Here is a 20,173-nt window from a genome sequence, read left to right as displayed (position 1 = left end):
GGCACTACCATGCTGGATGGGTTTGCTTGGAGCCGGCCAGCGGCCGGCACTACCTTGGTGGGTTTGCTTGGAGCCGGCCAGCGGCCGGCACTACCTTGGTGGGTTTGCCTGGAGCCGGCCAGCGGCCGGCACTACCGGTTACGGGAGCGGCGGCAGCAGGCCCGCGCCGAGGCGGTTCCAGGCGTTGATCACCGCCACGCCGACACTCAGGTCGCTGATGCCCTTTTCATCGAAATGCGGCGCCAGCGCATCGAAGGCGGCTTCGGACGGTGCGCCATCGGGCAGCCGGGTCAGGGCTTCGGCCCAGCCCAGCGCGGCACGCTCGCGGGCGTCGAAGAAACGGCTTTCGTGCCAGGCCGGCAGCGTGTCGAGCTTGCGCGGCTCGATCCCACCCTTGCGCAGGGCGGTGCCGTGCATGTCCATGCAATAGCCGCAGCCGTTGATCTGCGACACGCGCAGGAACACCAGTTCCATCAGCGTCGGGTCGATCGAGCTGTCATGCACGGCCTTGCTGGTGGCCAGCAGGCCCTTGATGGCCTCGTTGGCCAGACGGAAGTACGGAACGCGGGGCGACGTGGACATCGTGGACTCCATGACGGCCGCAGTGGCCGTCTTCACAGGGAGGACGCGCCAGCGCCCGGCGCTGTGACAACGTGCGTGAGTTTTTCCGGATTGAGCACGCTCAGCACGCGCACGATGCGGTCGCCCTCCACGCTGACCACCGTCACCGAGTGCAGGTGCACGCCCTGGAAGCGCAGGATGGCCGGCTCGCCGTTGACGTAGCCCAGGCGTGCCGGGTGCGCCCCATCGCGCCGGGCGATGGCCACGTACAACTGCGCGATGCGCTCGGCGCCCTGCAGCGGCCGGATCACCGCGGTCACCCGGCCGCCGCCGTCGGACACCAGCTCCGCATTGGCGTGCAGCAGGGACAGCAGGGTGGCCTGGTCGCCGCGCTGGGAGGCCTCCATGAACCGGGCCAGCAGGTCGCGGTGCTGGGCAGGGCTGACCGCGAAGCGCGGCGTGCCGGCCTGCAGCCGCTGGCGGGCGCGGTGCACCAGCTGGCGGCAGTTGGCCTGGCTGTGGGCCAGCAACGGGGCGATCTCGGGGTAGTCGTAGTCGAACACGTCCTTGAGCAGGAAGGCGGCGCGTTCGTCCGGCTTGAGCTGCTCCAGCAACGCCAGGAACGCCACCGATACCTCGTCGGCCAGCGCGTGGCGCCGGGCAGGGTCCTGCAGCGGATCGGGGTCCAGCGTGATCTCCAGCGGCTCGGGCAGCCACGGCCCCACGTAGGCCACACGGGCGCTGCGGCGGGCACGCAGCCGGTCCAGCCCGAGCCGGGTGGTGGCGGTGACCAGCCAGCCCTCCGGATCGGCAATGCCGGCCGCGTCCACGCCCTGCCAGCGCAGCCAGGCGTCCTGGACGATGTCCTCGGCGTCGCTGCGGCTGCCCAGCAGGCGGTAGGCCAGGGCGAACAGGCGGGGGCGGTGGGTCTGGAAGGTGTCGGTGGGGTCCATGCGGGGAGGACGCGGCCGGGCGCGGCGCTGTGACAGGCGGGGCGGGGCCCTACTGTGCCAGCAATCGCCCACGCCGGGGCAGGGGCCACCTGGCGGCCCGAAGGGGGGTAAAATGGGCGGCTGAACCCCGCCAGCCTCCAGCAAGCGAGCAAGACGTGACATCGATCAAGCAGGAAGACCTCATCCAGTCCATCGCCGACGCGCTGCAGTACATCTCGTACTACCACCCGGTCGATTACATCAAGAGCCTGTCCGCCGCCTACGAGCGCGAGGAGTCGCCGGCCGCCAAGGAGGCGATGGCCCAGATCCTGATCAACTCGCGCATGTGCGCCGAGGGGCACCGGCCGATCTGCCAAGACACCGGCATCGTCACCGTGTTCCTGGAAATCGGCATGAACGTGCGCTGGGACGATGCCACGATGGGCGTGGAAGACATGGCCAACGAAGGCGTGCGCCGTGCCTACAACTACCCGGACAACAAGCTGCGCGCCTCGGTGCTGGCCGATCCGGCCGGCAAGCGCATCAATACCAAAGACAACACGCCGGGCGTGGTCAACGTCAAGGTCGTGCCGGGCGACACGGTGGAGGTGATCGTCGCCGCCAAGGGCGGTGGCTCGGAGGCCAAGTCCAAGTTCGCCATGCTCAACCCGTCCGATTCGATCGTGGACTGGGTGCTCAAGACGGTGCCGACCATGGGCGCCGGCTGGTGCCCGCCGGGCATGCTCGGCATCGGCATCGGCGGCACCGCCGAGAAGGCGATGCTGCTGGCCAAGGAATCGCTGATGGAGCCGATCGACATCAACGAGCTCAAGGCACGCGGCGCGTCCAACCGTGCCGAGGAACTGCGCCTGGAGCTGTTCGACAAGGTCAACGCGCTGGGCATCGGCGCGCAGGGCCTGGGCGGCCTGACCACGGTGCTGGATATCAAGGTGAAGGACTTCCCGACCCACGCGGCCAACCTGCCGGTTGCGATGATTCCCAACTGCGCCGCCACCCGCCATGCGCACTTCACCCTGGACGGCAGCGGCCCGGTGATGCTCGATCCGCCGTCGCTGGAAGACTGGCCGCAGATCACCTACGACGCCTCCAAGGGCACCCGCGTGGACCTGGACACGATCACCCCCGAGGACGTGGCCAGCTGGAAGCCGGGCCAGACCCTGCTGCTCAACGGCAAGTTGCTGACCGGCCGCGACGCCGCGCACAAGCGCATGGTGGACATGCTCAACAAGGGCGAGCCGCTGCCGGTGGACCTCAAGGGGCGCTTCATCTACTACGTGGGTCCGGTCGATCCGGTGCGCGACGAAGTGGTGGGCCCGGCCGGCCCAACCACCGCCACGCGCATGGACAAGTTCACCCGCCAGGTGCTGGAACAGACCGGCCTGCTGGGCATGGTCGGCAAGGCCGAACGTGGCCCGGCCGCGATCGAGGCGATCCGGGACAACAAGTCGGCCTACCTGATGGCAGTGGGTGGTTCGGCCTACCTGGTTTCCAAGGCGATCAAGGCCGCCAAGGTGGTGGGCTTTGCCGACCTGGGGATGGAGGCGATCTACGAGTTCACCGTGCAGGACATGCCGGTGACCGTGGCCGTGGATGCCACCGGCGAGTCGGTGCACATCACCGGTCCGCGCGAGTGGCAGGCCCGCATCGGCCAGATTCCGGTCGTGGTGGCGTAACCGCTGCCGCAGGCACGCACGTGTTGACGAAGACGGCGCCATGACGGCGCCGTTTTTTCGTTGCGGGCATTTAACGCTCGCGCACGGAGGACTCTGCTACGGTCCAGCGCTCCCCCGGAATGGACGCCGCTCGATGACACCCCGCACCCCACGCCTTGCCTCGCCCCATCGCCACCCGCTCACCGGCCGTCGCACCGGTCAGGTCCACGCCGCGCGGCGGTACGCCCGCGCGTTGCTGATGGCCGCCGCGCTGGTGGCGCTGGCGGGCTGCAGCAGCGACGGCGATGTCTACGCCAACCTGCCCGGCGACAATCCCGGCGCGCAATGCGTGATGTCCTGCCAGCAACAGCGCAGCAGCTGCCTGGCGCGCTCGGACACCGACCGTCGCACCGGCTGCGATGTCGAGGCGGCCCGACAATGCGACCGCATCGACAACGACGACCTGCGCCGCTCGTGCCTGTCCCAGGCACAGGCATGCATGGACCAGTCGCCGCTGATCAGTTGCAGCCAAGAGTCCGACCGTTGCATGTCCTCCTGCGGCGGCAGTTGAGCCAGGGCGATGCACCGCGCTCAGCGGCGCGTATCCAGCATCATCCGCAGTGCCAGTCCGCCCAGCACCGTGCCCATCAGCCCGCGCTGCGCGGCCTGCCATCGCGGCCGTGTCGCCAGCACCGCGGCGATGTGCCCGGCGCCCAGCACGATCAGGGCGTTGACGCCCACGCTGATCACGATCTGCACCGCGCCCAGCTGCACCGATTGCGCCGTCACGCTGGCGTGGGAACCGGGCTGGATGAACTGCGGCAGCAGTGACAGGTACAGCACCGCCACCTTGGGGTTGAGCAGGGCGGTCAGCAGGCCCATCGCAAACAGGCGGGGCCGGTTGTCGCGGGGCAGCGCCCGCGGCGCGAACGGCGAGTGCCCGCCGGGGCGCAGCGCCTGCCATGCCAGGTGCAGCAGGTAGAACGCACCGGCGATCCGCAGCGCGTCGTAGGCATGCGGCACCGCCATCAACAGCACCGTGATGCCCAGCACCGCGCACAGCAGGTACACGCACAGCCCCAGCGCCATGCCGGCCAGCGACACCAGCGCAGCAGCCGGCCCCTGGCACAGCGAGCGCGACACCAGGTACAGCATGTTCGGCCCAGGCGTGAGCACCATGCCCAGCGAGACCAGGCCGAAGGCCAGCAGGTGCGAGGGGTCGACCACGGGGGCATGTTCCGGGGGGAAGGTGCCGCGCATGGTAGGCGCGGCGCGCATGGCCAGACAGCCACAGCCACCGCGCCAACGGCGCTGCATCTGTATCCCTGCGCGGGCGTCGGCGCGCGCATAATCGAGCGCTTCCCCCTGAGCGGCGGCGCGCATGACCACCACCCTGTATGGCTCCCCCAGCACCGCGTCACTGGTGGTGCATTGGCTGCTGCTCGAACTGGACATCGCCCACGATCTGGTGCTGCTCGACTTCGACGCGCGCGAACACAAATCCGCGGCGTACCTGGCGCTCAATCCGGCCGGCCTGGTGCCCACCCTGGTGATCGACGGCCAGGTATTGACCGAAGCGCCGGCCATCGCGCTGCACCTGGCCGACTGCTATCCGCAGGCGGGCCTGCTGCCGCCGCCGGGCAGCGCGCTGCGTGGCGAGGCCTACCGCTGGATGTTCTGGTGTGCCAACACCGTGCAGCCGGCCTACCGTGCCTGGTTCTACGCCGAGGAGATGGCCGGGCCGGACAACGTCGAGGCCACCCGCCAGCACGCGCGGCAACGGCTGGAGGCGGCGTGGCAGCACCTGGCCGACCACCTGCAGGCCGGTGGCCCGTACCTGCTGGGGGCGGCGCCGGGCGTGGTCGATTTCATGCTGGTGATGCTGATGCGCTGGTCGCGCAATATGCCCACGCCGAGCGATCGCTGGCCGGTGCTCAAGGCCCATGCCGACCGCATGAAGGCGCGCCCGGCCTTCGCCGAGGTGTACCGCCGCGAGGGCATCACCGACTGGCGCTGAGCACGCCGGCGGCCACGGCACGGGCCGGTTGCCGCGAAGGGAATGCTAGAGTCGCAGGCATTGCCCGCAGCCGGCCGGTTGCCCCGCACAAGGAGTTGCACCATGACAAGGATGCTGTGCGCGCTGCTGCTGGCGCTGCTGTTCACCGCCTGCCGCAGCGAGGGCGACACCTATGCCGCGCCCTCCCTGCGCGAGGTCACCGCGGCCAACCAGTGCATGGACCAATGCCAGCGCCGCCACGACAGCTGCATGGCCAGCCGCACCGGGTTTGGCAGCAGCGACAGTTGCGGCACCGGCGTGGCCACCCAGCGTGACACCCGCTGCGACAAGATCGACAACCCGGACCTGCGCAAATCCTGCCAGGCCAGCGCCGACTACTGCCGCAACCGCCTGCCCGCGCTCACCTGCGGCGAAGACCGCGGCCGCTGCATGAGCGGCTGCGGCGGCTGACGTGCCGGCTCAGGCCGGCAGGATCTCCAGCACCGTCTGCGGCGGCCGGCACAGGCGCACGCCCAGCGGCGTGCGCACGATCGGCCGGTTGATCAGTTCCGGGTGCTGCAGCATCGCTTCGATCAGCGACGCATCGTCCAGGGTCGGGTCGGCCAGCCCCAGCGTGGTGTAGGCGGCCTCCTTCTCGCGCAGCAGCGCACGCGCGCCGGTACCCATCGCCCCGACCAGCGCATGCAGCGTCTCCCGGTCCGGCGGATCCTTGAGGTACTCCACCACCTGCGGGGCGATGCCGTGGTCATGCAGCAGCTGCAGCGCCCCGCGCGAGTTGCTGCAGCGCGGGTTGTGCCAGATCGTCACCGACATCAGTACCACTCCAGCAGCGACACGCCCAGGCCGATGTAGGTGGCCTTGTGGTTGTAGTCGATCATGCTTTCGCCGTAGCCGTCGAACACCTGCACGTGGCCGCGCAGCAGGTTGCTGATCGGGAAGCCGTAATCGAGCTGCACCGCCCCGTGCGAACGGTCGCCGCCACGCAGCGAGTGCCGTGCCATCAGCGAGACCTCATGCCCGTTGCGGTTCCACGTCAGCGTGGCATCGCCGCGGCCCATGTAGTCCTCGATATCCGGGTTGTTGTCGTCCTTGCGGTCTTCCGGCAGGCGGTACCACGGGCGCAGCACCAGCGCCCAGTTCTCGCGGTCCAGGCCGATGGTGGCGATCACCCGGTTCCAGCTGCGCGACAGCGGATCGGCACGGCCATTGGACATGTGGTTGACGCCGATCCCGCTCATGCGCCCACGCCAGCCACCGATCGAGTAGCCGTTGCGGAACAGCATCATGATTTCCGGTTCGTAATTGGTTTCGCGGAACGGACGCGAGTTCTCGGCGTTGTAGGCCTGCCAGCGCGAGCTCTGCGTATAGCCGGCCCAGATGTCGCCGTTGTCGCCGAACAAATTCTCCACCACCTTGGTCTTGAAGCTGAGCTGGAACTTCAGCTCGTTGCTGTCCAGCAGCTGCGGGGTGGTGACGGTGTTGGCCGGGTTGGGCGATTGCGGGGTCTGGTTCTTGTCGCTGGTCCAGAACGCCGGCAGCAGGTACACCGGCTTGTAGGCCCGCAGCTGGAAGGCACCCAGCTTGGAGTCCTGCGCCAGCTCCCAGCGGCTGTCCAGCAGCGAGCCCTTGCCGGCGTTGGCCAGGGCCTCCTCGTGGCCATCGCTCTTGAACAGCTCGCCCATGCGCCGCCTGGCGCGCTGCGTGGCCGGCGCATCGGCCTCGGCGGTGCGCACGGCCTGGCGTTCTTCACGGCGCGCCTGCTGGGCAGCCGTGGCGGCGGCATCGGCAGCCACCGTAACCCCGCGGGTGTGGCCGAACAGCTTGTCGTAGCAGGCCAGGCGCGCCGCATCGGTATCGACCAGTGCACAGGCCTCCGGCGATGCCGGCGTGGGCGCGGCTTCCTGCGCGGCCAGCGGCAGGGCGGGGCTGGCCAGGGCCAGGGCGGTGAACAGGGCGGTGCGGGGGCGCGGGATCATCATGAAAACGGGGCCAGGTGGCAAGAATGAATGGGGTGGTCGGCAACAGTGTGGCCGCTGGCCCGCCAACGTGCCAGCACGCGCGCGCCACGATGCCTGGCGCGTTTATGCCCGGCGATGGTGTGCTCGCAATGTGAAACAGGCCGCGTCGCGGTGCTCAGAACCACCAGGCGAAGGCGAACAATCCCAGCATCGCCACGATCAACGCCATCTTCAGGGCCACCCCGAGCAGGATCCCCAACCAGGTGGCAAGGCCGACCTGGGTCGAGCGGCCCAGCTCGCGGGTATGCCAGTACTCGCCGGCCAGCGCGCCCAGCAAGGGGCCGGCCAGCAGGCCGATCGGCATGAAGAACATGCCCACCACGCTGCCCAGGAAGGTGCCCCACAACGCCTTGGGACTGGCGCCCACCCGCTTGGCACCCACCACCGTGGCCAGGATGTCCACCCCGAAGGAGACCAGGGTGATCACCCCAAGCAGGGTCAGCGGCAGCCAGCCCACGTGCGCGAAGCCGTCGGCCCAGGCGGCCAGCAGCAGGCCGGCGAACACCAGCGGCACGCCGGGCAGGGCCGGCAACACCACGCCGGCGATGCCGATCAGCACCAGCATCAGCGCCAGCAGGTAGAAGATGAATGAATAGTCCATGCTGTACCGTATGGTATAGGAAACAGGGTTGACATCCGAAAGGATTTGCCAGTTGATTTTTCGTTTTGCTCGGGTTAAGTTGCAGACGCTGAGCTTGGCAAGGTCACCGTGGATCGTGGCCTGATGATGGTAGATCTTCCGGATCCGCTGCATCGTTGCACCTCGCTTCCCCCTTGCTGTCAGCCGCCTGTACCGGCGTATCCAACAACAAGACAGTTAGGGAGTAGCTAAGATGGCTGAGAAGGGCACCGTCAAGTGGTTCAACGACGCGAAGGGTTTTGGTTTCATCAGCCGTGAAAGCGGCGAAGACGTGTTCGTTCACTTCCGTGCGATCGAATCCCAGGGCTTCAAGAGCCTCAAGGAAGGTCAGGCGGTCGAGTTCGAAGTGGTCACCGGCCAGAAGGGCCTGCAGGCCGACAAGGTGAAGCCGCTCTAAGCGCACCCGCGTCCTGTATGCGATACGAGAAGGGCCCGCGCAAGCGGGCCCTTTTTCGTGCAGCGGCGATGGGGCGGCCTGCGCTCAGCGCAGGATCACCTTGCCGTTGACCACGCGCACGTAGGTGTTCTCGCGGATCCCGCCGAGGTCGCGCTGGTTGACCACCACCGTGCGGCCATCGTCCATGCGCACGCTGATGTCGAAGGTATCGCTGGTCACGTTCTTCTGGATCTGGTTGCCGGCCAGCGCGCCACCCACCGCGCCGGCGGCGGCGGCGATGTTCTGGTTGCCTTTGCTGCCGCCGGTGTGGTCGGAGATCTCATGGCCGGCCACCGCGCCCACGATGCCGCCGAGGATGGCGCCGGTCGCGGAGGGGGCGGTGCGCCCGGAGGCCACCTGGTTGATGCGGGTGACGATGCCGCAGTCGGCGCAGCGACCGGTGTTGTACCCGTTGTTGTTGCCGTAACCGCTGTTGTTGCCGTAGCCGTTGTTGTAACCACTGTTGCCGTAGCCGGGCGAGGTGGTCGCGCAGCCGGCCAGTGCGAGCGTGGCAACGGTGGCGGCAGCGATGAGTTGGATCTTCATGGTGGTTCTCCTGGCCAGAGGGGTGGTCGAATGCGTCTGGGGCGCATGCCGCAGATCCTGTCCTCTGCTACGTGAACAGCGCGCCAATCTGGCCGCGCCAGCGTGGCTGCCAGATGAATCAGCGGAAATCCTGGTGGCAGGCCCGGCAGTCGGTCTGGATCTTCTCCACCAGCGCGGCCATGGCCGTGCAATCGGCCGGCGGTGCCGCCAGTGCCTGGTTGAGCGTGGCGCGCAGCGCGCTGGCGTGCTGCTGGAAGGCCTGGCTGTCCTTCAGCCCCGGGAAGGCCAGGTCCACATCGTTGGACAGCGAGCGCAGCGTCTGGGTGCGCGGCACGCTGTCGGCCAGGCTGCAGCGGTTCTGCGCCTGGGCGGCCTGCAGCAGCTGCACCTGCCGGTCCATCACGTGCATCAGCGCCTCCGGGAACGGGTCCTGGCGCGCCTGGATCGCGCGCGCCACCATCACCGTGGCGATCAGGCCGACCAGCAGGCCGAGCACCCCCACCAGCAGGTAGCGGTAGGCGGCGGGTTGGCGGGGAGGCGGGGGCGGCGTGGGCATGGGCTGGCGTCCGTTCAGGGGCTGCGCTCGATCTTACGGCGGCCGGTGTGGGCGTGGCGTACGGGGCGCACGGCGGAAGGGTAAAATCGGCCGATGAACGACGTCTTGCGTGAACGATTTGCCGGCATCGACCGGCTGTATGGGGTGGGCACCGTGGACCAGTTGTCCCGGCGCCGGGTGGCGGTGGTGGGCATGGGCGGGGTCGGCTCGTGGGTGGTGGAGGCCCTGGCACGCACGGCGGTGGGGCACCTGACGCTGATCGATGCCGATGACATCTGCGTGTCCAACACCAACCGCCAGTTGCCGGCGCTGGCCGGCCAGTACGGGCGCAACAAGGCCGAGGCGATGGCCGAGCGCTGCCGCGCGATCAACCCCGATATCCAGGTCGATGCGGTCGCCGCGTTCCTGACCGTCTCCAACATGGTGTCGCTGCTGGATCGCGACTTCGACCTGGTGATCGATGCCTGCGACAGCTTCCGGGTGAAGGTGGAGACCATCGCCTGGTGCCGGCGGCGCAAGCTGCCGATCCTGACCGTCGGCGCGGCCGGTGGGCGCACCGACCCGACCCTGGTGCGGATCCGCGATGTCTCGCGCACCGAACACGATGCGATGCTGGCGCTGATCCGCAAGAAGCTGCGCAGCGACTTCAACTTTCCCAAGAATGCCTCGCGCTACTTCGGGGTGCCGGCGGTGTACTCGCTGGAAAACGTGAAGTACCCGCAGGCTGACGGCAGCGTGTGCGGGGTCCGCCCCAACCTGGGCGCGGACGCGGCATTGAAGCTGGACTGCGGCGCCGGCCTCGGCGCGGCCACGCATATCACCGGCGCGTTTGCGTTCGCCGCCGTGGGCAAGGCGCTGGAGATGCTGTTGAAGAAGCCAGCCGTGGTGGCCGCTGCGGAATGACGGTCGCCGCCCTGTGACCGCGGGCCGCCCCCCCGGGCGGCGCTACGGCAGCCCAAACAGGCGGCGTGCGTTGGCCGTGGTCTGCGCGGCGATGTCCTCGCTGGACGCACCGCGCAGGCGCGCCACCATGGCCAGGATCACCGGCAGCCGCGCCGGCTCGTTGCGTTCGCCGCGGATGCCCGCATCGGGCTGGTCGGGGGCGTCGGTTTCCAGCAGCAGCTGTTCCAGCGGCATGCTGGCCACCAAGCGCTGCAGGCGCTGCGCGCGGTCGTAGGTGAGCGGGCCGCCCAGGCCCAGCAGGAAGCCGAGCCGGTGCAGTTGCGCGGCCTGTTCGGGACTGCCCGGAAAACTGTGGACCACCCCGCGCAGGCCGCCGACCTGGCGGATGGCGGCGATCACCGCATCCACCGCGCGCCGCGCATGCACGATCACCGGCAGGTCGAACTCGCGGGCCAGCCGCAGCTGGCCGAGGAAGTACTGCTGCTGCCGTTCCGCATCCAGGCCTTCCACGAAGAAATCCAGCCCGCATTCGCCGACCGCACACGGCCGCTCGCGCTCGATCCAGTCCCGCAGCTCGTCCAGGTGGCCGGGCTGGTGCGCGTCCAGGAACATCGGATGCAGGCCGTACGCCGGGTACAGGCCGTCGGCCAGCTGGCAGGTCTGGCGCAGCTTGGTCCAGCTGGCGGCGGTCACCGCCGGCACCACCTGGGCCCGCACGCCGACCGCGCGGGCGCGCGCGATCACGGCGCTGCGGTCGGCATCGAATTCATCCGCATCCAGGTGGCAGTGGCTGTCGACCAGGCTCACGCGCGGCGCTTGCGCGGCAGGGCCGGTGGCAGCGCCATGCTGCGGTTCTTCCAGTTGGCCAGCAGCAGGGTGCCCAGGCCGAGCAGGATCTCATCCACGAACGGCACCGGGTCGGGCACCACCAGCGTCACCGCGAACAGGCCGGCGGTGAGCTTGAACAGCGTGGGATAGCGCAGCCGACGGGCCCATTCCAGTATCGGCAGCAGCAGGGGATTGGCCATGACGCACTCCTGGACAGAAGCGGTAAACGCTATCACGGGCCTCACCGACACAGAACCTGAATGGGTAAGCGCGGCGTGCACGCATTGTGGAGATTCCGTTCAGGCATGGCGTGCTGGAATTCGCCCAAGAACGTTGCGGATCGTCCGCAGGGAGCCGGTTATGAAGAGTACTACCACCACTGCCTTGGTCGCCGCAGGCGCGCTGCTTGTCGGCGGCATCGCCACCGCTGCTTTCATGAAGAGTGGCGCCCCCGCATCGGACCCGGCCGCCGCAATCCAGAGCCGGCCCACGCTGGATACCACGCCGCTGGCCGAGGACGGTGCGCGCACCGATCAGCTGGCGATCGAAGACAAGCCCGGCAAGCTGGAATACGCCGACATCGTCAAGGTCGATCCGCTTACCCGCAAGGAAAAGGCCTACGCCACCGTGATCGGCACCGAGCCGGTGCGCGAGACCGCCACCACCCAGACCCCGCATGAAGTGTGCGAGGACGTGGTGGTGCAGGAACGCCTGCCCGAGCGCGACGGCAACGTGGGTGGCACGGTGGCCGGTGCGGTCATCGGTGGCCTGCTCGGCAACCAGGTGGGCGGCGGCAACGGCCGCAAGGCGGCCACCGCGGCCGGTGCCGTGGCCGGTGGCCTGATCGGCAACCAGGTCGACAAGCGCCATGTGGGGGGCCGCGTGGTCAACCGCACCGAACGCCAGTGCCATACCGAAACGGCGACCTCCGAGTCGACCAAGGTCACCGGTTACAACGTGACCTACCGCAATGAGGATGGCACCACCGGCACGATGCGCATGGCCAGCAAGCCGGGCAACCGCATCGCGATGGGCACCAGCAACGCGGTCACCGGCTACAACGTGACCTACCGTTACGATGGTGCCGAGAAGACCGTCAAGATGGACAACAAGCCGAGCAGCGACCGCCTGCCGGTGATCGACGGCCAGCTGGTCACCCAGACCGCCGCGCTGGACGCCAACAAGCAGTAACTGCGCACGGATCGATCGTGCGGGCAGCAGGCCGGCATGTCCGGCCTGCTGCGTTTTGCGGCAGGGTCCACGGCATGCCGCGCGCCCATCTGCGATGATCCCTGGCCCGTATCCGGACGGCCATCGCCATGAGCATCTTCGACCTGCAGCTGGAAACCGACCGCCTGATCCTGCGCCCGCCGCGTGCCGAGGATTTCGACGCGTTCCTGCGGTTCTGTTCCGACCCCGAGGTCATGCAGCACCTGGGCGGGGTGCAGGCCCCGTCGCAGGCATGGCGCAGCTTCAGCTGCCTGGCCGGCAGCTGGCACCTGTACGGCTTTTCGATGTTCTCGGTGATCGAAAAAAGCAGCGGCGACTGGGTCGGGCGGATGGGCCCATGGCAGCCGCTGGATTGGCCGGGGACCGAAGTGGGCTGGAGCATCCGCCGCCAGAGCTGGGGCCAGGGCTATGCGCCGGAAGCGGCGGTGGCCAGCATCGACTGGGCCTTCGACACGCTGGGCTGGGACGAGGTGATCCACACCATCGATGCGGCCAACGAAAACTCCAAGGTGGTCGCGCGCAAGCTGGGCAGTACGCGGCTGCGCATGGGCGAACTGCCCGCGCCCCACGACGGCAAGCCGGTGGAGATATGGGGCCAGTCGCGCGACCAGTGGCGGGCCCGCCGCCGCGGCTGAGCGCCATGCTGCACCCGCGCTTGGCAAGCGGCGCGGGTTGCGGCCAGACTCCCGGCGTGGTCGCTTTGGCCGCGCGTCACGGAGGCTGATGGATGTTTGCCGTGGTTCCCGATCCTATTCCCGCACGCATGAAAGGCCTCAACCGGGCCGAGGTCTGCGACGCCAATTTCATCCAGTTCGTCCAGCAGTGGCGGGGCGATTCCAGCCCGCGTCCGGCGCCCGATGCGCAGATCCTGGCGGGCAGCACGCTGGATGCGCAGGGCTTTGACGCGCTGTTGGACTCGCAACTGGTCAGCCGCCACCTGGACCTGATGGCGCGCGTGCTGCGCGTGCAGAACAAGGTCTTCTACACCATCGGTTCGTCCGGCCACGAGGGCAATGCGCTGGTGGCGCGGCTGGCCCGGCATACCGACCCGGCATTCCTGCATTACCGTTCCGGGGCCTTCATGGCCGAGCGGTTCCGCCAGTTGCCCGACATGGACCCGGTGCTGGACGCGGCCCTGTCCTTTGCCGCCAGCCGCGACGATCCGGCCAGCGGCGGGCGTCACAAGGTGTGGGGCAGCAAGCCACTGTGGGTGCTGCCGCAGACCTCCACCATCGCCTCGCACCTGCCCAAGGCGCTGGGCACGGCGATGGCCATCGAAAGCGCGCGGCGCATCGGCCATGCGCTGCCGATTCCCGAGGACAGCGTGGTGATCTGTTCCTTCGGCGATGCCTCCTCCAACCACGCCACCGCGCAGACCGCCTTCAATACGGCGGCGTGGGCGGCGTACCAGCGGCTGCCCGCGCCGATCCTGTTCGTCTGCGAGGACAACGGCATCGGCATCTCGGTGAAGACGCCCGACGGCTGGATCGCACAGGCCTTCAGCCAGCGCCCGGGGCTGGACTATTTCTTCGCCGACGGCTTGGACCTGGCCGCGGGCCATGCCCAGGTGCAACGCGCGCTGGACCACTGCCGGCGCACCCGGCGGCCCACGTTCCTGCACCTGCGCACCACGCGTCTGATGGGCCATGCCGGCACCGATTTCGAGATCGAATGGCGGCCGTTGCCCGAGCTGTGCGCGGCCGAAGCGGCCGACCCGTTGCTGCGCTCGGCGCAGATCGCGCTGGAATCGGGCTGGATGGACGCCGCGCAGGTGCTGCAGCGCTACGAGGCCATGCGCGCGCGCTGTTTCGCCGCCGCCGAGGAGGCCGACCGCCGGCCCAAGCTGGAGGGCCTGGCGCAGATCATGGCGCCGCTGGCACCGTATTCGCCGGCGGCCGTGCAGGCCGAAGCGGCCCGCGTGGCCAGTCCGGCGGCCCGCGAGGCCGCCTTCGGTGGCGCGGCGCAGTTGCCCGAGGGGCTGCCGCCGCGGCATCTGGCCATCCAGATCAACCAGGGCCTGCACGAGCTGATGGCCAAGTACCCGTCCACCCTGTTGTTCGGCGAGGACGTCGCCCAGAAGGGCGGCGTGTACACGGTCAGCAAGGGCCTGCTCAAGGCGTTCGGGCCGCGCCGGGTGTTCAACACGCTGCTGGATGAAACCATGATCCTGGGCATGGCCCAGGGCCTGGCCAACCTGGGCATGCTGCCGATCCCGGAGATCCAGTACCTGGCTTACCTGCACAACGCGGCCGACCAGCTGCGCGGCGAGGCCTGCTCGCTGCAGTTCTTCTCCAACGACCAGTTCCGCAACCCGATGCTGGTGCGCATCGCCGGGCTGGGCTACCAGAAGGGCTTCGGTGGGCATTTCCACAATGACAACTCGATCGCCGCCCTGCGCGACATCCCCGGCCTGGTGGTCGGCTGCGCCTCGCGCGGCGACGATGCAGCCATGATGCTGCGCACCCTGGCCGCGCTGGCGCAGGTGGACGGGCGGGTGGCGGTGTTCCTGGAGCCGATCGCGCTGTACATGAGCAAGGATCTGCACGCGCCCGGCGATGGCCAGTGGCTGTTTGCGTACCCGCCGCCGGCGCAGACGATGCGGCTGGGCGAGGGGCGGGTATACGCCCCGGAGGCCAACGACCTGGTGATCTTCACCTATGGCAACGGCGTGCCGATGAGCCTGCGCGCGGCGCGCACCCTGCAGGCCGAACTGGGCTGGGCGGTGCGGGTGGTGGACCTGCGCTGGCTGGTGCCGCTCAACGCCGGCTTCATCGCCGAACAGGCCGCCGACGCGCAGCGGGTGCTGGTGGTGGACGAGGGCCGCCACAGCGCAGGAGTGGGCGAGGGCGTCATCACCGCGCTGGTCGAGGCGGGGCTGGGGCACCTGCCCGTGCAGCGGGTCAGCGGGGCCGACACCTATACGCCGCTGGCGGGGGCAGCAATGTGCGTGCTTCCAAGCGACAATGCGGTGGTAAGCGCCGCCCGGGTACTGGCGCAGGATCTCTGACGCATGTGTGGATTGGCAGGAATGCTGCTGCCGGCTCCGGTAGCGGAGCAGGCAGCCCTCGAACAGCTGGCGCGGCGCATGGGCGATGCGCTGATCCACCGTGGCCCGGACGACAGCGGGGTCTGGGCCGACGCGCGCGGCGGCATTGCGCTGTCGCACCGGCGGTTGAGCATCCTGGACCTGTCGCCGCTGGGCCACCAGCCGATGGCGTCCGACGACGGGCGCTACGTGCTGGCCTACAACGGCGAGGTCTATAATTTCGCTGCGCTGCGGGCCGAGCTGGAGGGGCGGGGGCATGTCTTCCGCGGCCATTCGGACACCGAAGTGCTGCTGGCCGCGTTCGTGGCCTGGGGCCTGGATGAGACCCTGCAGCGGGCCAACGGCATGTTCGCCATCGCGCTGTGGGACCACGTCGAACAGTGCCTGTGGCTGGCCCGCGACCGGGTCGGCAAGAAGCCGCTGTACTACGGCTGGGCCGGCGAGGCGCTGGTGTTCGGCTCGGAACTGAAGGCGCTGTGGCAGCACCCGCACTTCGACAATGACATCGACCGCGACGCGTTGACCCTGCTGCTCAAGCTCGATTACATCCCGGCCCCGCACTGCATCCACGAACGCTGCTTCAAGCTGATGCCCGGCCGGGTGCTGCGCCTGGATACGGCCACGGTCGCCGCCGGCGCCGCCGCCCATCGGCCGGACCAGCAGCAGGTGCCGTTCTGGAACGCCCGCGAGCGCATGCAGCAGGCCCTGGCGCGGCCGTTCGTGGGCAGCGACGACGAGGCCGAGTCCCAGCTGGATGGCGTGTTGCGCGATGCGGTGGCGCTGCGCATGGTGGCCGACGTGCCGGTGGGCGTGTTCCTGTCCGGCGGCACCGATTCGTCGGTGGTGGCCGCCTTGATGCAGGCGCAGTCGAGCGCGCCGATCCACAGTTTCAGCATTGGCTTCGAGGGTTCCCACCACGACGAGGCGCCGCTGGCCAAGGCGCTGGCCGGGCACCTGGGCACCGATCACACCGAGTTGTACGTCAGCGGCGCCGATGCGCTGGCGGTGGTGCCGACGTTGCCGGCGATGTTCGACGAGCCGTTCGCCGATGCCTCCCAGGTGCCCACCGCGCTGGTGGCCAAGCTGGCGCGCAGCGCGGTGACCGTGGCGCTGTCCGGCGATGGTGGCGACGAGCTGTTCTTCGGCTACGGCCGCTACCAGCGCGCGCTGCGCAACTGGGCGATGCTGGGCCGGGTGCCGGCGCCGCTGCGGCGCTGGATGGCGGGCCATTCGCACACCCAGGGCGAGGCCTCGCGCACCGGCGGGCTGGCCGCGCTGCTGGCCGAGACCGGCGCGCGCGGCATCGGCGATGTGTACCGCAACCGCATCTCGCGTTGGCGCGACCCGGTCGCGGCGGTGAAGGGCGCCACCGGGGCGGGCAGTTTCTACGACTTGGCCGATCCGCTGCACGGGGCCGGCTCGCCTGCCGACGCGATGATGCTGGCCGATTTCAACACCTATTTGCCCGATGACCTGCTGTGCAAGGTGGACCGCACCAGCATGGCGGTCAGCCTGGAAGCGCGTGCGCCGCTGCTGGACTGGCGGGTGGCCGAGTTCGCCTGGTCGCTGCCGCTGTCGCTGAAGCACCGCGACGGGGTCAGCAAATACCTGCTCAAGCGCGTGCTCGGCCGCTACGTGCCGCAGGAGATGGTGCACCGGCCCAAGCGCGGCTTCGGCGCGCCGGTCAGCGAATGGCTCAAGGGCGACCTGCGCGGCTGGGCCGATGCGCTGCTTGATCCGGCACGGCTGGCGGCCGAGGGCGTGTTCAACGTCGAGGCGGTGGTGCCGCTGTGGCAGCAGTTCCAGCAGGGCGAGCGCAAATGGCACACGCACCTGTGGAACGTCTTGATGTTCCAGGCCTGGCAGGCGCATTGGCGCCAGGCACGCGCCCAGGTCGAGCGCCACCCCGCCGGGGGGTAGAGCCACCCCATGGGTGGCTGACGTAAACATGATCGAGGCCGGGGAGCAGCCACCCCATGGGGGGCTGAACCGCCTTCACCGTTGCCGAAGGTGGCCCCGCCTAGGCTGGGCCTTCCCCCCTCGGAGATACCCCATGGCCGACGTGAAGATCGCGGTGCTGGTTGGCAGCCTGCGCAAGGGCTCGCACAACAAGGCGTTGGCGCTGGCGCTGGAGAAACTGGCTGCCGGCAAGGCGCACTTTGAACATGTGGAGATCGGCGACCTGCCGCTGTACAACCAGGACTTCGACAAGGACTACCCCGCCCAGGGCGTGCGCCTGAAACAGCAGATCCGTGACGCCGACGCGGTGTTGTTCGTCACCCCCGAGTACAACCGCTCCATCCCCGGCGTGCTCAAGAACGCCATCGACCTGGGCTCGCGCCCGTACGGCGACAGCGCCTTTGCCGGCAAGCCGGCCGCAGTGGTCGGGGCCTCGATCGGGGTGATCGGCACCGCGCTGGCCCAGCAGCACCTGCGCAATGTGCTGGCCTACCTGGACGCCCCGGTGCTGGGGCAGCCGGAAGTGTTCCTGCATTTCAAGGAGGGCCTGATCGACGAGGCCGGCCAGATCACCAACGAAGGCACGCGCACCTTCCTGCAGGGGTTCATGGACCGGTTCCTGGCCTGGATCGCCACCCACGGCGGTCAGCATTGAGCCGGGCGCTTCTGCGATAATGGCAGGACGACGGGCGCCGCAATGGCGCCTGTCGCACGCAATGCGACGGCCGCGGCCGATGCTGCCGGCGAACTGCCGGTATACCCAGCTCATCCACCGCTTATCCACAGGGTTGTGCGTGGCTGTGGTGGCCGCGCCGTGCCTACCATGCCCCACGCTCTGCACTGCAGGAAGTACGCCCCGACATGTCCGCCCGCTCTGGCTTCCGTTCCGACCGCAAAGACCGCGGTGACCGCTTCGACCGCGATGACGCGCGGATCGACCAGCTGCGCGTGCCCCCGCATTCGATCGAGGCCGAACAGGCGGTGCTGGGCGGCTTGATGCTGGCCCCGGAAAGCTATGACCGGGTCAATGACCAGCTCACCGAAACCGACTTCTATCGTCGCGACCACCAGATGATCTACCGCGCGATCCGCGAGCTGTCCGAGCGCGATCGTCCGTTCGATGCGGTGACGCTGGGCGAGTGGTTCGAATCCCAGGGCCGGATGGAGCTGGTGGGCGATGGTGCTTACCTGATCGAGCTGGCCAGCACCACGCCGTCGGCGGCCAACATCGCCGCCTATGCGGAAATCGTGCGCGACAAGGCCGTGCTGCGCCAGTTGATCCAGGTCGGCACGGACATCGTCAACGACGGCTTCCAGCCCGAAGGTCGAGAAAGCAGCGAGCTGCTCTCGGCGGCGGAAAAGTCGGTGTTTGCGATCGCCGAGCAGGGCGCGCGCGGCCGGACCGACTTCGTGGCGATGCCCGGCGCGCTGAAGGATGCCTTCGAAGAGCTGCGCAACCGCTTCGAGAACGGCGGCAACATCACCGGCCTGCCCACCGGCTACGCCGACTTCGATGCCATGACCTCGGGCCTGCAGCCCACCGACCTGATCATCCTGGCCGCGCGCCCGGCCATGGGCAAGACCACCTTCGCCCTGAACATCGCCGAGTACGCCGCGATCAAGTCCAAGAAGGGCGTGGCGGTGTTCTCGATGGAAATGTCGGCCTCGCAGCTGGCCATGCGACTGATCTCCTCCAACGGCCGCATCAACGCCCAGCGGCTGCGTACCGGCCAGCTGGAGGACGAAGACTGGAGCCGGGTCACCGGTGCGATCCGGATGCTGAAGGAAACCAAGATCTTCATCGACGATACGCCGGGCGTGTCGCCGGAGATCCTGCGTTCCAAGTGCCGCCGCCTCAAGCGCGAGCACGACCTGGGCCTGATCGTGATCGACTACCTGCAGCTGATGAGCGTGCCGGGCAACAGCGAGAACCGCGCGACCGAAATCTCGGAGATCTCGCGATCGCTCAAGGGCCTGGCCAAGGAACTCAACGTGCCGGTGATCGCCCTGTCCCAGCTCAACCGCTCGCTGGAAACGCGAACCGACAAGCGCCCGGTGATGGCCGACCTTCGCGAATCCGGCGCAATCGAGCAGGACGCGGACATGATCGTGTTCATCTACCGCGACGATTACTACAACAAGGAAAATTCGCCTGACAAGGGCCTGGCCGAGATCATCATCGGCAAGCACCGAGGCGGCCCGACCGGCTCGTGCAAGCTCAAGTTCTTCGGCGAATACACCCGCTTCGACAACCTGTCGCACGACTCGGTGGGCTCGTTCGAATAGCGCGAAGGCGCTACGGTAGTGCCGGCCGCTGGCCGGCTCCCATGGCACTGTCATCGTGCAGCCAAGTAGCGCCGAAGGCGCTACGGTAGTGCCGGCCGCGGGGCGGCTCCCAAGGAAAGGGCCACGTGCACGACCCGCCCCCGGCCCGCGCGGGCGGTTTATAGGGGGGTTTGCGGGTTTGGAGCCAACCCGTTGCACTGCGCCGGGCAGGGCGCGATGGTGGTCTCCGGGCGGCAGGCTGCCGCCGTTGGAGACCGACGATGAAGACCCTGTTCGCCCTGGGCGTGTGGTGCCTGCTGTTCGTGCTGTGCTGGCCGCTGGCGATCCTGGCCTTGGTGGCCTGGCCGTTCGTGTGGCTGTTGAGCCTGCCGTTCCGGCTGGTCGGGATCACGTTTTCGGCCCTGTTCGCGTTTCTTCGCGCGCTGTTGATGCTGCCGGCGCGGCTGCTGGGCGGCGGGCGCGCGCTGCCGGCCTGATCCGGGATGGGTAGTGCCGGGCGCGGGCCGGGCGGGGGGCACCCCCGGGCCCCACCAAGCTGCGGC

Annotated in this window: 23 protein-coding genes; 13 read left to right on the top strand and 10 right to left on the bottom strand. The window is 68.9% G+C overall.

The features are described from left to right. Window positions 1-138 precede the first annotated feature (138 nt). The gene (locus tag RSA25_RS13750; RefSeq protein ID WP_332809428.1) at window positions 139-582 is read right to left on the bottom strand and encodes a carboxymuconolactone decarboxylase family protein; all 444 of its coding nucleotides are present in this window, start codon (window positions 580-582) and stop codon (window positions 139-141) included. A gap of 32 nt (window positions 583-614) precedes the next feature. Then, window positions 615-1,514 carry an RNA polymerase sigma-70 factor gene (locus tag RSA25_RS13745; RefSeq protein ID WP_332809427.1) on the bottom strand — a complete coding sequence of 300 codons (900 nt, stop codon included), beginning with the start codon at window positions 1,512-1,514 and terminating at the stop codon, window positions 615-617. Window positions 1,515-1,669: 155 nt separating this feature from the next. On the opposite strand from RSA25_RS13745, the gene RSA25_RS13740 reads away from it, so the two are divergent. Together RSA25_RS13740 and RSA25_RS13735 are read left to right on the top strand one after the other, a co-directional pair. Then, complete coding sequence (locus RSA25_RS13740) at window positions 1,670-3,187, top strand: fumarate hydratase (RefSeq protein ID WP_332809426.1); 1,518 nt, start codon at window positions 1,670-1,672, stop codon at window positions 3,185-3,187. A 133-nt stretch (window positions 3,188-3,320) separates the two neighbouring features. Next, window positions 3,321-3,737, top strand: coding sequence for a hypothetical protein (locus RSA25_RS13735; protein ID WP_332809425.1), 417 nt, complete (start codon window positions 3,321-3,323; stop codon window positions 3,735-3,737). Between the two features lie 20 nt (window positions 3,738-3,757). On the opposite strand, the gene RSA25_RS13730 is transcribed toward RSA25_RS13735, so the two are convergent. Further along, complete coding sequence (locus RSA25_RS13730) at window positions 3,758-4,393, bottom strand: LysE family translocator (protein WP_332809424.1); 636 nt, start codon at window positions 4,391-4,393, stop codon at window positions 3,758-3,760. A 154-nt stretch (window positions 4,394-4,547) separates the two neighbouring features. Between RSA25_RS13730 and RSA25_RS13725 the strand changes: the two genes are divergently transcribed. Together RSA25_RS13725 and RSA25_RS13720 are read left to right on the top strand one after the other, a co-directional pair. Then, on the top strand, window positions 4,548-5,183 hold the full coding sequence (locus RSA25_RS13725) for a glutathione S-transferase family protein (protein WP_332809423.1): 636 nt from the start codon (window positions 4,548-4,550) through the stop codon (window positions 5,181-5,183). A 102-nt stretch (window positions 5,184-5,285) separates the two neighbouring features. After that, the gene (locus tag RSA25_RS13720) at window positions 5,286-5,633 is read left to right on the top strand and encodes a hypothetical protein (RefSeq protein ID WP_332809422.1); all 348 of its coding nucleotides are present in this window, start codon (window positions 5,286-5,288) and stop codon (window positions 5,631-5,633) included. A gap of 9 nt (window positions 5,634-5,642) precedes the next feature. Here the strand turns inward: RSA25_RS13720 and arsC are convergent, their stop codons facing one another. From arsC to RSA25_RS13705, 3 genes are all read right to left on the bottom strand, one after another. Next, a complete protein-coding gene (gene arsC, locus RSA25_RS13715; RefSeq protein WP_332809421.1) occupies window positions 5,643-5,996 on the bottom strand; it encodes an arsenate reductase (glutaredoxin) in 354 nt (117 codons plus the stop codon). Then, window positions 5,996-7,162 (bottom strand): phospholipase A, encoded by a 1,167-nt coding sequence (locus RSA25_RS13710; protein ID WP_332809420.1) that lies wholly within the window; start codon window positions 7,160-7,162, stop codon window positions 5,996-5,998. Before RSA25_RS13710 ends, arsC begins: the two co-directional genes overlap by 1 nt. 154 nt (window positions 7,163-7,316) lie before the next feature. Beyond that, entirely contained in the window at window positions 7,317-7,802 is a 486-nt protein-coding gene (locus tag RSA25_RS13705; protein ID WP_332809419.1) for a DUF456 domain-containing protein, read from the bottom strand. 232 nt (window positions 7,803-8,034) lie between these two features. Between RSA25_RS13705 and RSA25_RS13700 the strand changes: the two genes are divergently transcribed. After that, window positions 8,035-8,238, top strand: coding sequence for a cold-shock protein (locus RSA25_RS13700; protein ID WP_019185917.1), 204 nt, complete (start codon window positions 8,035-8,037; stop codon window positions 8,236-8,238). An 84-nt stretch (window positions 8,239-8,322) separates the two neighbouring features. Here RSA25_RS13700 and RSA25_RS13695 read toward each other — a convergent pair whose 3' ends face one another. After that, window positions 8,323-8,823 carry a glycine zipper 2TM domain-containing protein gene (locus RSA25_RS13695; RefSeq protein WP_332809418.1) on the bottom strand — a complete coding sequence of 167 codons (501 nt, stop codon included), beginning with the start codon at window positions 8,821-8,823 and terminating at the stop codon, window positions 8,323-8,325. A 118-nt stretch (window positions 8,824-8,941) separates the two neighbouring features. After that, the gene (locus RSA25_RS13690; RefSeq protein WP_332809417.1) at window positions 8,942-9,379 is read right to left on the bottom strand and encodes a hypothetical protein; all 438 of its coding nucleotides are present in this window, start codon (window positions 9,377-9,379) and stop codon (window positions 8,942-8,944) included. Between the two features lie 93 nt (window positions 9,380-9,472). Between RSA25_RS13690 and RSA25_RS13685 the strand changes: the two genes are divergently transcribed. After that, window positions 9,473-10,282, top strand: a complete 810-nt coding sequence (locus RSA25_RS13685) for a tRNA threonylcarbamoyladenosine dehydratase (RefSeq protein ID WP_332809416.1) — start codon at window positions 9,473-9,475, stop codon at window positions 10,280-10,282. A 42-nt stretch (window positions 10,283-10,324) separates the two neighbouring features. Here the strand turns inward: RSA25_RS13685 and RSA25_RS13680 are convergent, their stop codons facing one another. Together RSA25_RS13680 and RSA25_RS13675 are read right to left on the bottom strand one after the other, a co-directional pair. Beyond that, a complete protein-coding gene (locus tag RSA25_RS13680) occupies window positions 10,325-11,089 on the bottom strand; it encodes a TatD family hydrolase (protein ID WP_332809415.1) in 765 nt (254 codons plus the stop codon). Further along, window positions 11,086-11,310 (bottom strand): DUF6116 family protein, encoded by a 225-nt coding sequence (locus tag RSA25_RS13675; RefSeq protein WP_332809414.1) that lies wholly within the window; start codon window positions 11,308-11,310, stop codon window positions 11,086-11,088. The genes RSA25_RS13680 and RSA25_RS13675 overlap by 4 nt, the downstream gene beginning before the upstream one ends. A 160-nt stretch (window positions 11,311-11,470) precedes the next feature. On the opposite strand from RSA25_RS13675, the gene RSA25_RS13670 reads away from it, so the two are divergent. The 7 genes from RSA25_RS13670 (at window position 11,471) to RSA25_RS13640 (ending at window position 20,107) form a co-directional block, all read left to right on the top strand. Further along, window positions 11,471-12,301, top strand: a complete 831-nt coding sequence (locus RSA25_RS13670; protein WP_332809413.1) for a glycine zipper 2TM domain-containing protein — start codon at window positions 11,471-11,473, stop codon at window positions 12,299-12,301. A 128-nt stretch (window positions 12,302-12,429) separates the two neighbouring features. Beyond that, window positions 12,430-12,975, top strand: a complete 546-nt coding sequence (locus RSA25_RS13665) for a GNAT family N-acetyltransferase (protein ID WP_332809412.1) — start codon at window positions 12,430-12,432, stop codon at window positions 12,973-12,975. Window positions 12,976-13,067: 92 nt separating this feature from the next. Further along, a complete protein-coding gene (locus RSA25_RS13660; RefSeq protein ID WP_332809411.1) occupies window positions 13,068-15,347 on the top strand; it encodes a thiamine pyrophosphate-dependent enzyme in 2,280 nt (759 codons plus the stop codon). A 3-nt stretch (window positions 15,348-15,350) separates the two neighbouring features. Further along, entirely contained in the window at window positions 15,351-17,306 is a 1,956-nt protein-coding gene (gene asnB / locus RSA25_RS13655; protein ID WP_332809410.1) for an asparagine synthase (glutamine-hydrolyzing), read from the top strand. Window positions 17,307-17,439: 133 nt separating this feature from the next. Next, on the top strand, window positions 17,440-18,000 hold the full coding sequence (locus RSA25_RS13650) for an NAD(P)H-dependent oxidoreductase (protein WP_332809409.1): 561 nt from the start codon (window positions 17,440-17,442) through the stop codon (window positions 17,998-18,000). 206 nt (window positions 18,001-18,206) lie between these two features. Next, complete coding sequence (locus tag RSA25_RS13645; RefSeq protein WP_332809408.1) at window positions 18,207-19,631, top strand: replicative DNA helicase; 1,425 nt, start codon at window positions 18,207-18,209, stop codon at window positions 19,629-19,631. A 260-nt stretch (window positions 19,632-19,891) separates the two neighbouring features. Further along, window positions 19,892-20,107, top strand: coding sequence for a hypothetical protein (locus RSA25_RS13640; protein ID WP_332809407.1), 216 nt, complete (start codon window positions 19,892-19,894; stop codon window positions 20,105-20,107). Window positions 20,108-20,173 lie beyond the last annotated feature (66 nt).

The organism is Stenotrophomonas sp. (assembly GCF_036662295.1).
In the GTDB taxonomy this organism is placed as follows: Bacteria; Pseudomonadota; Gammaproteobacteria; order Xanthomonadales; family Xanthomonadaceae; genus Stenotrophomonas.
This window is presented reverse-complemented; position numbering and strand designations above follow the sequence as displayed.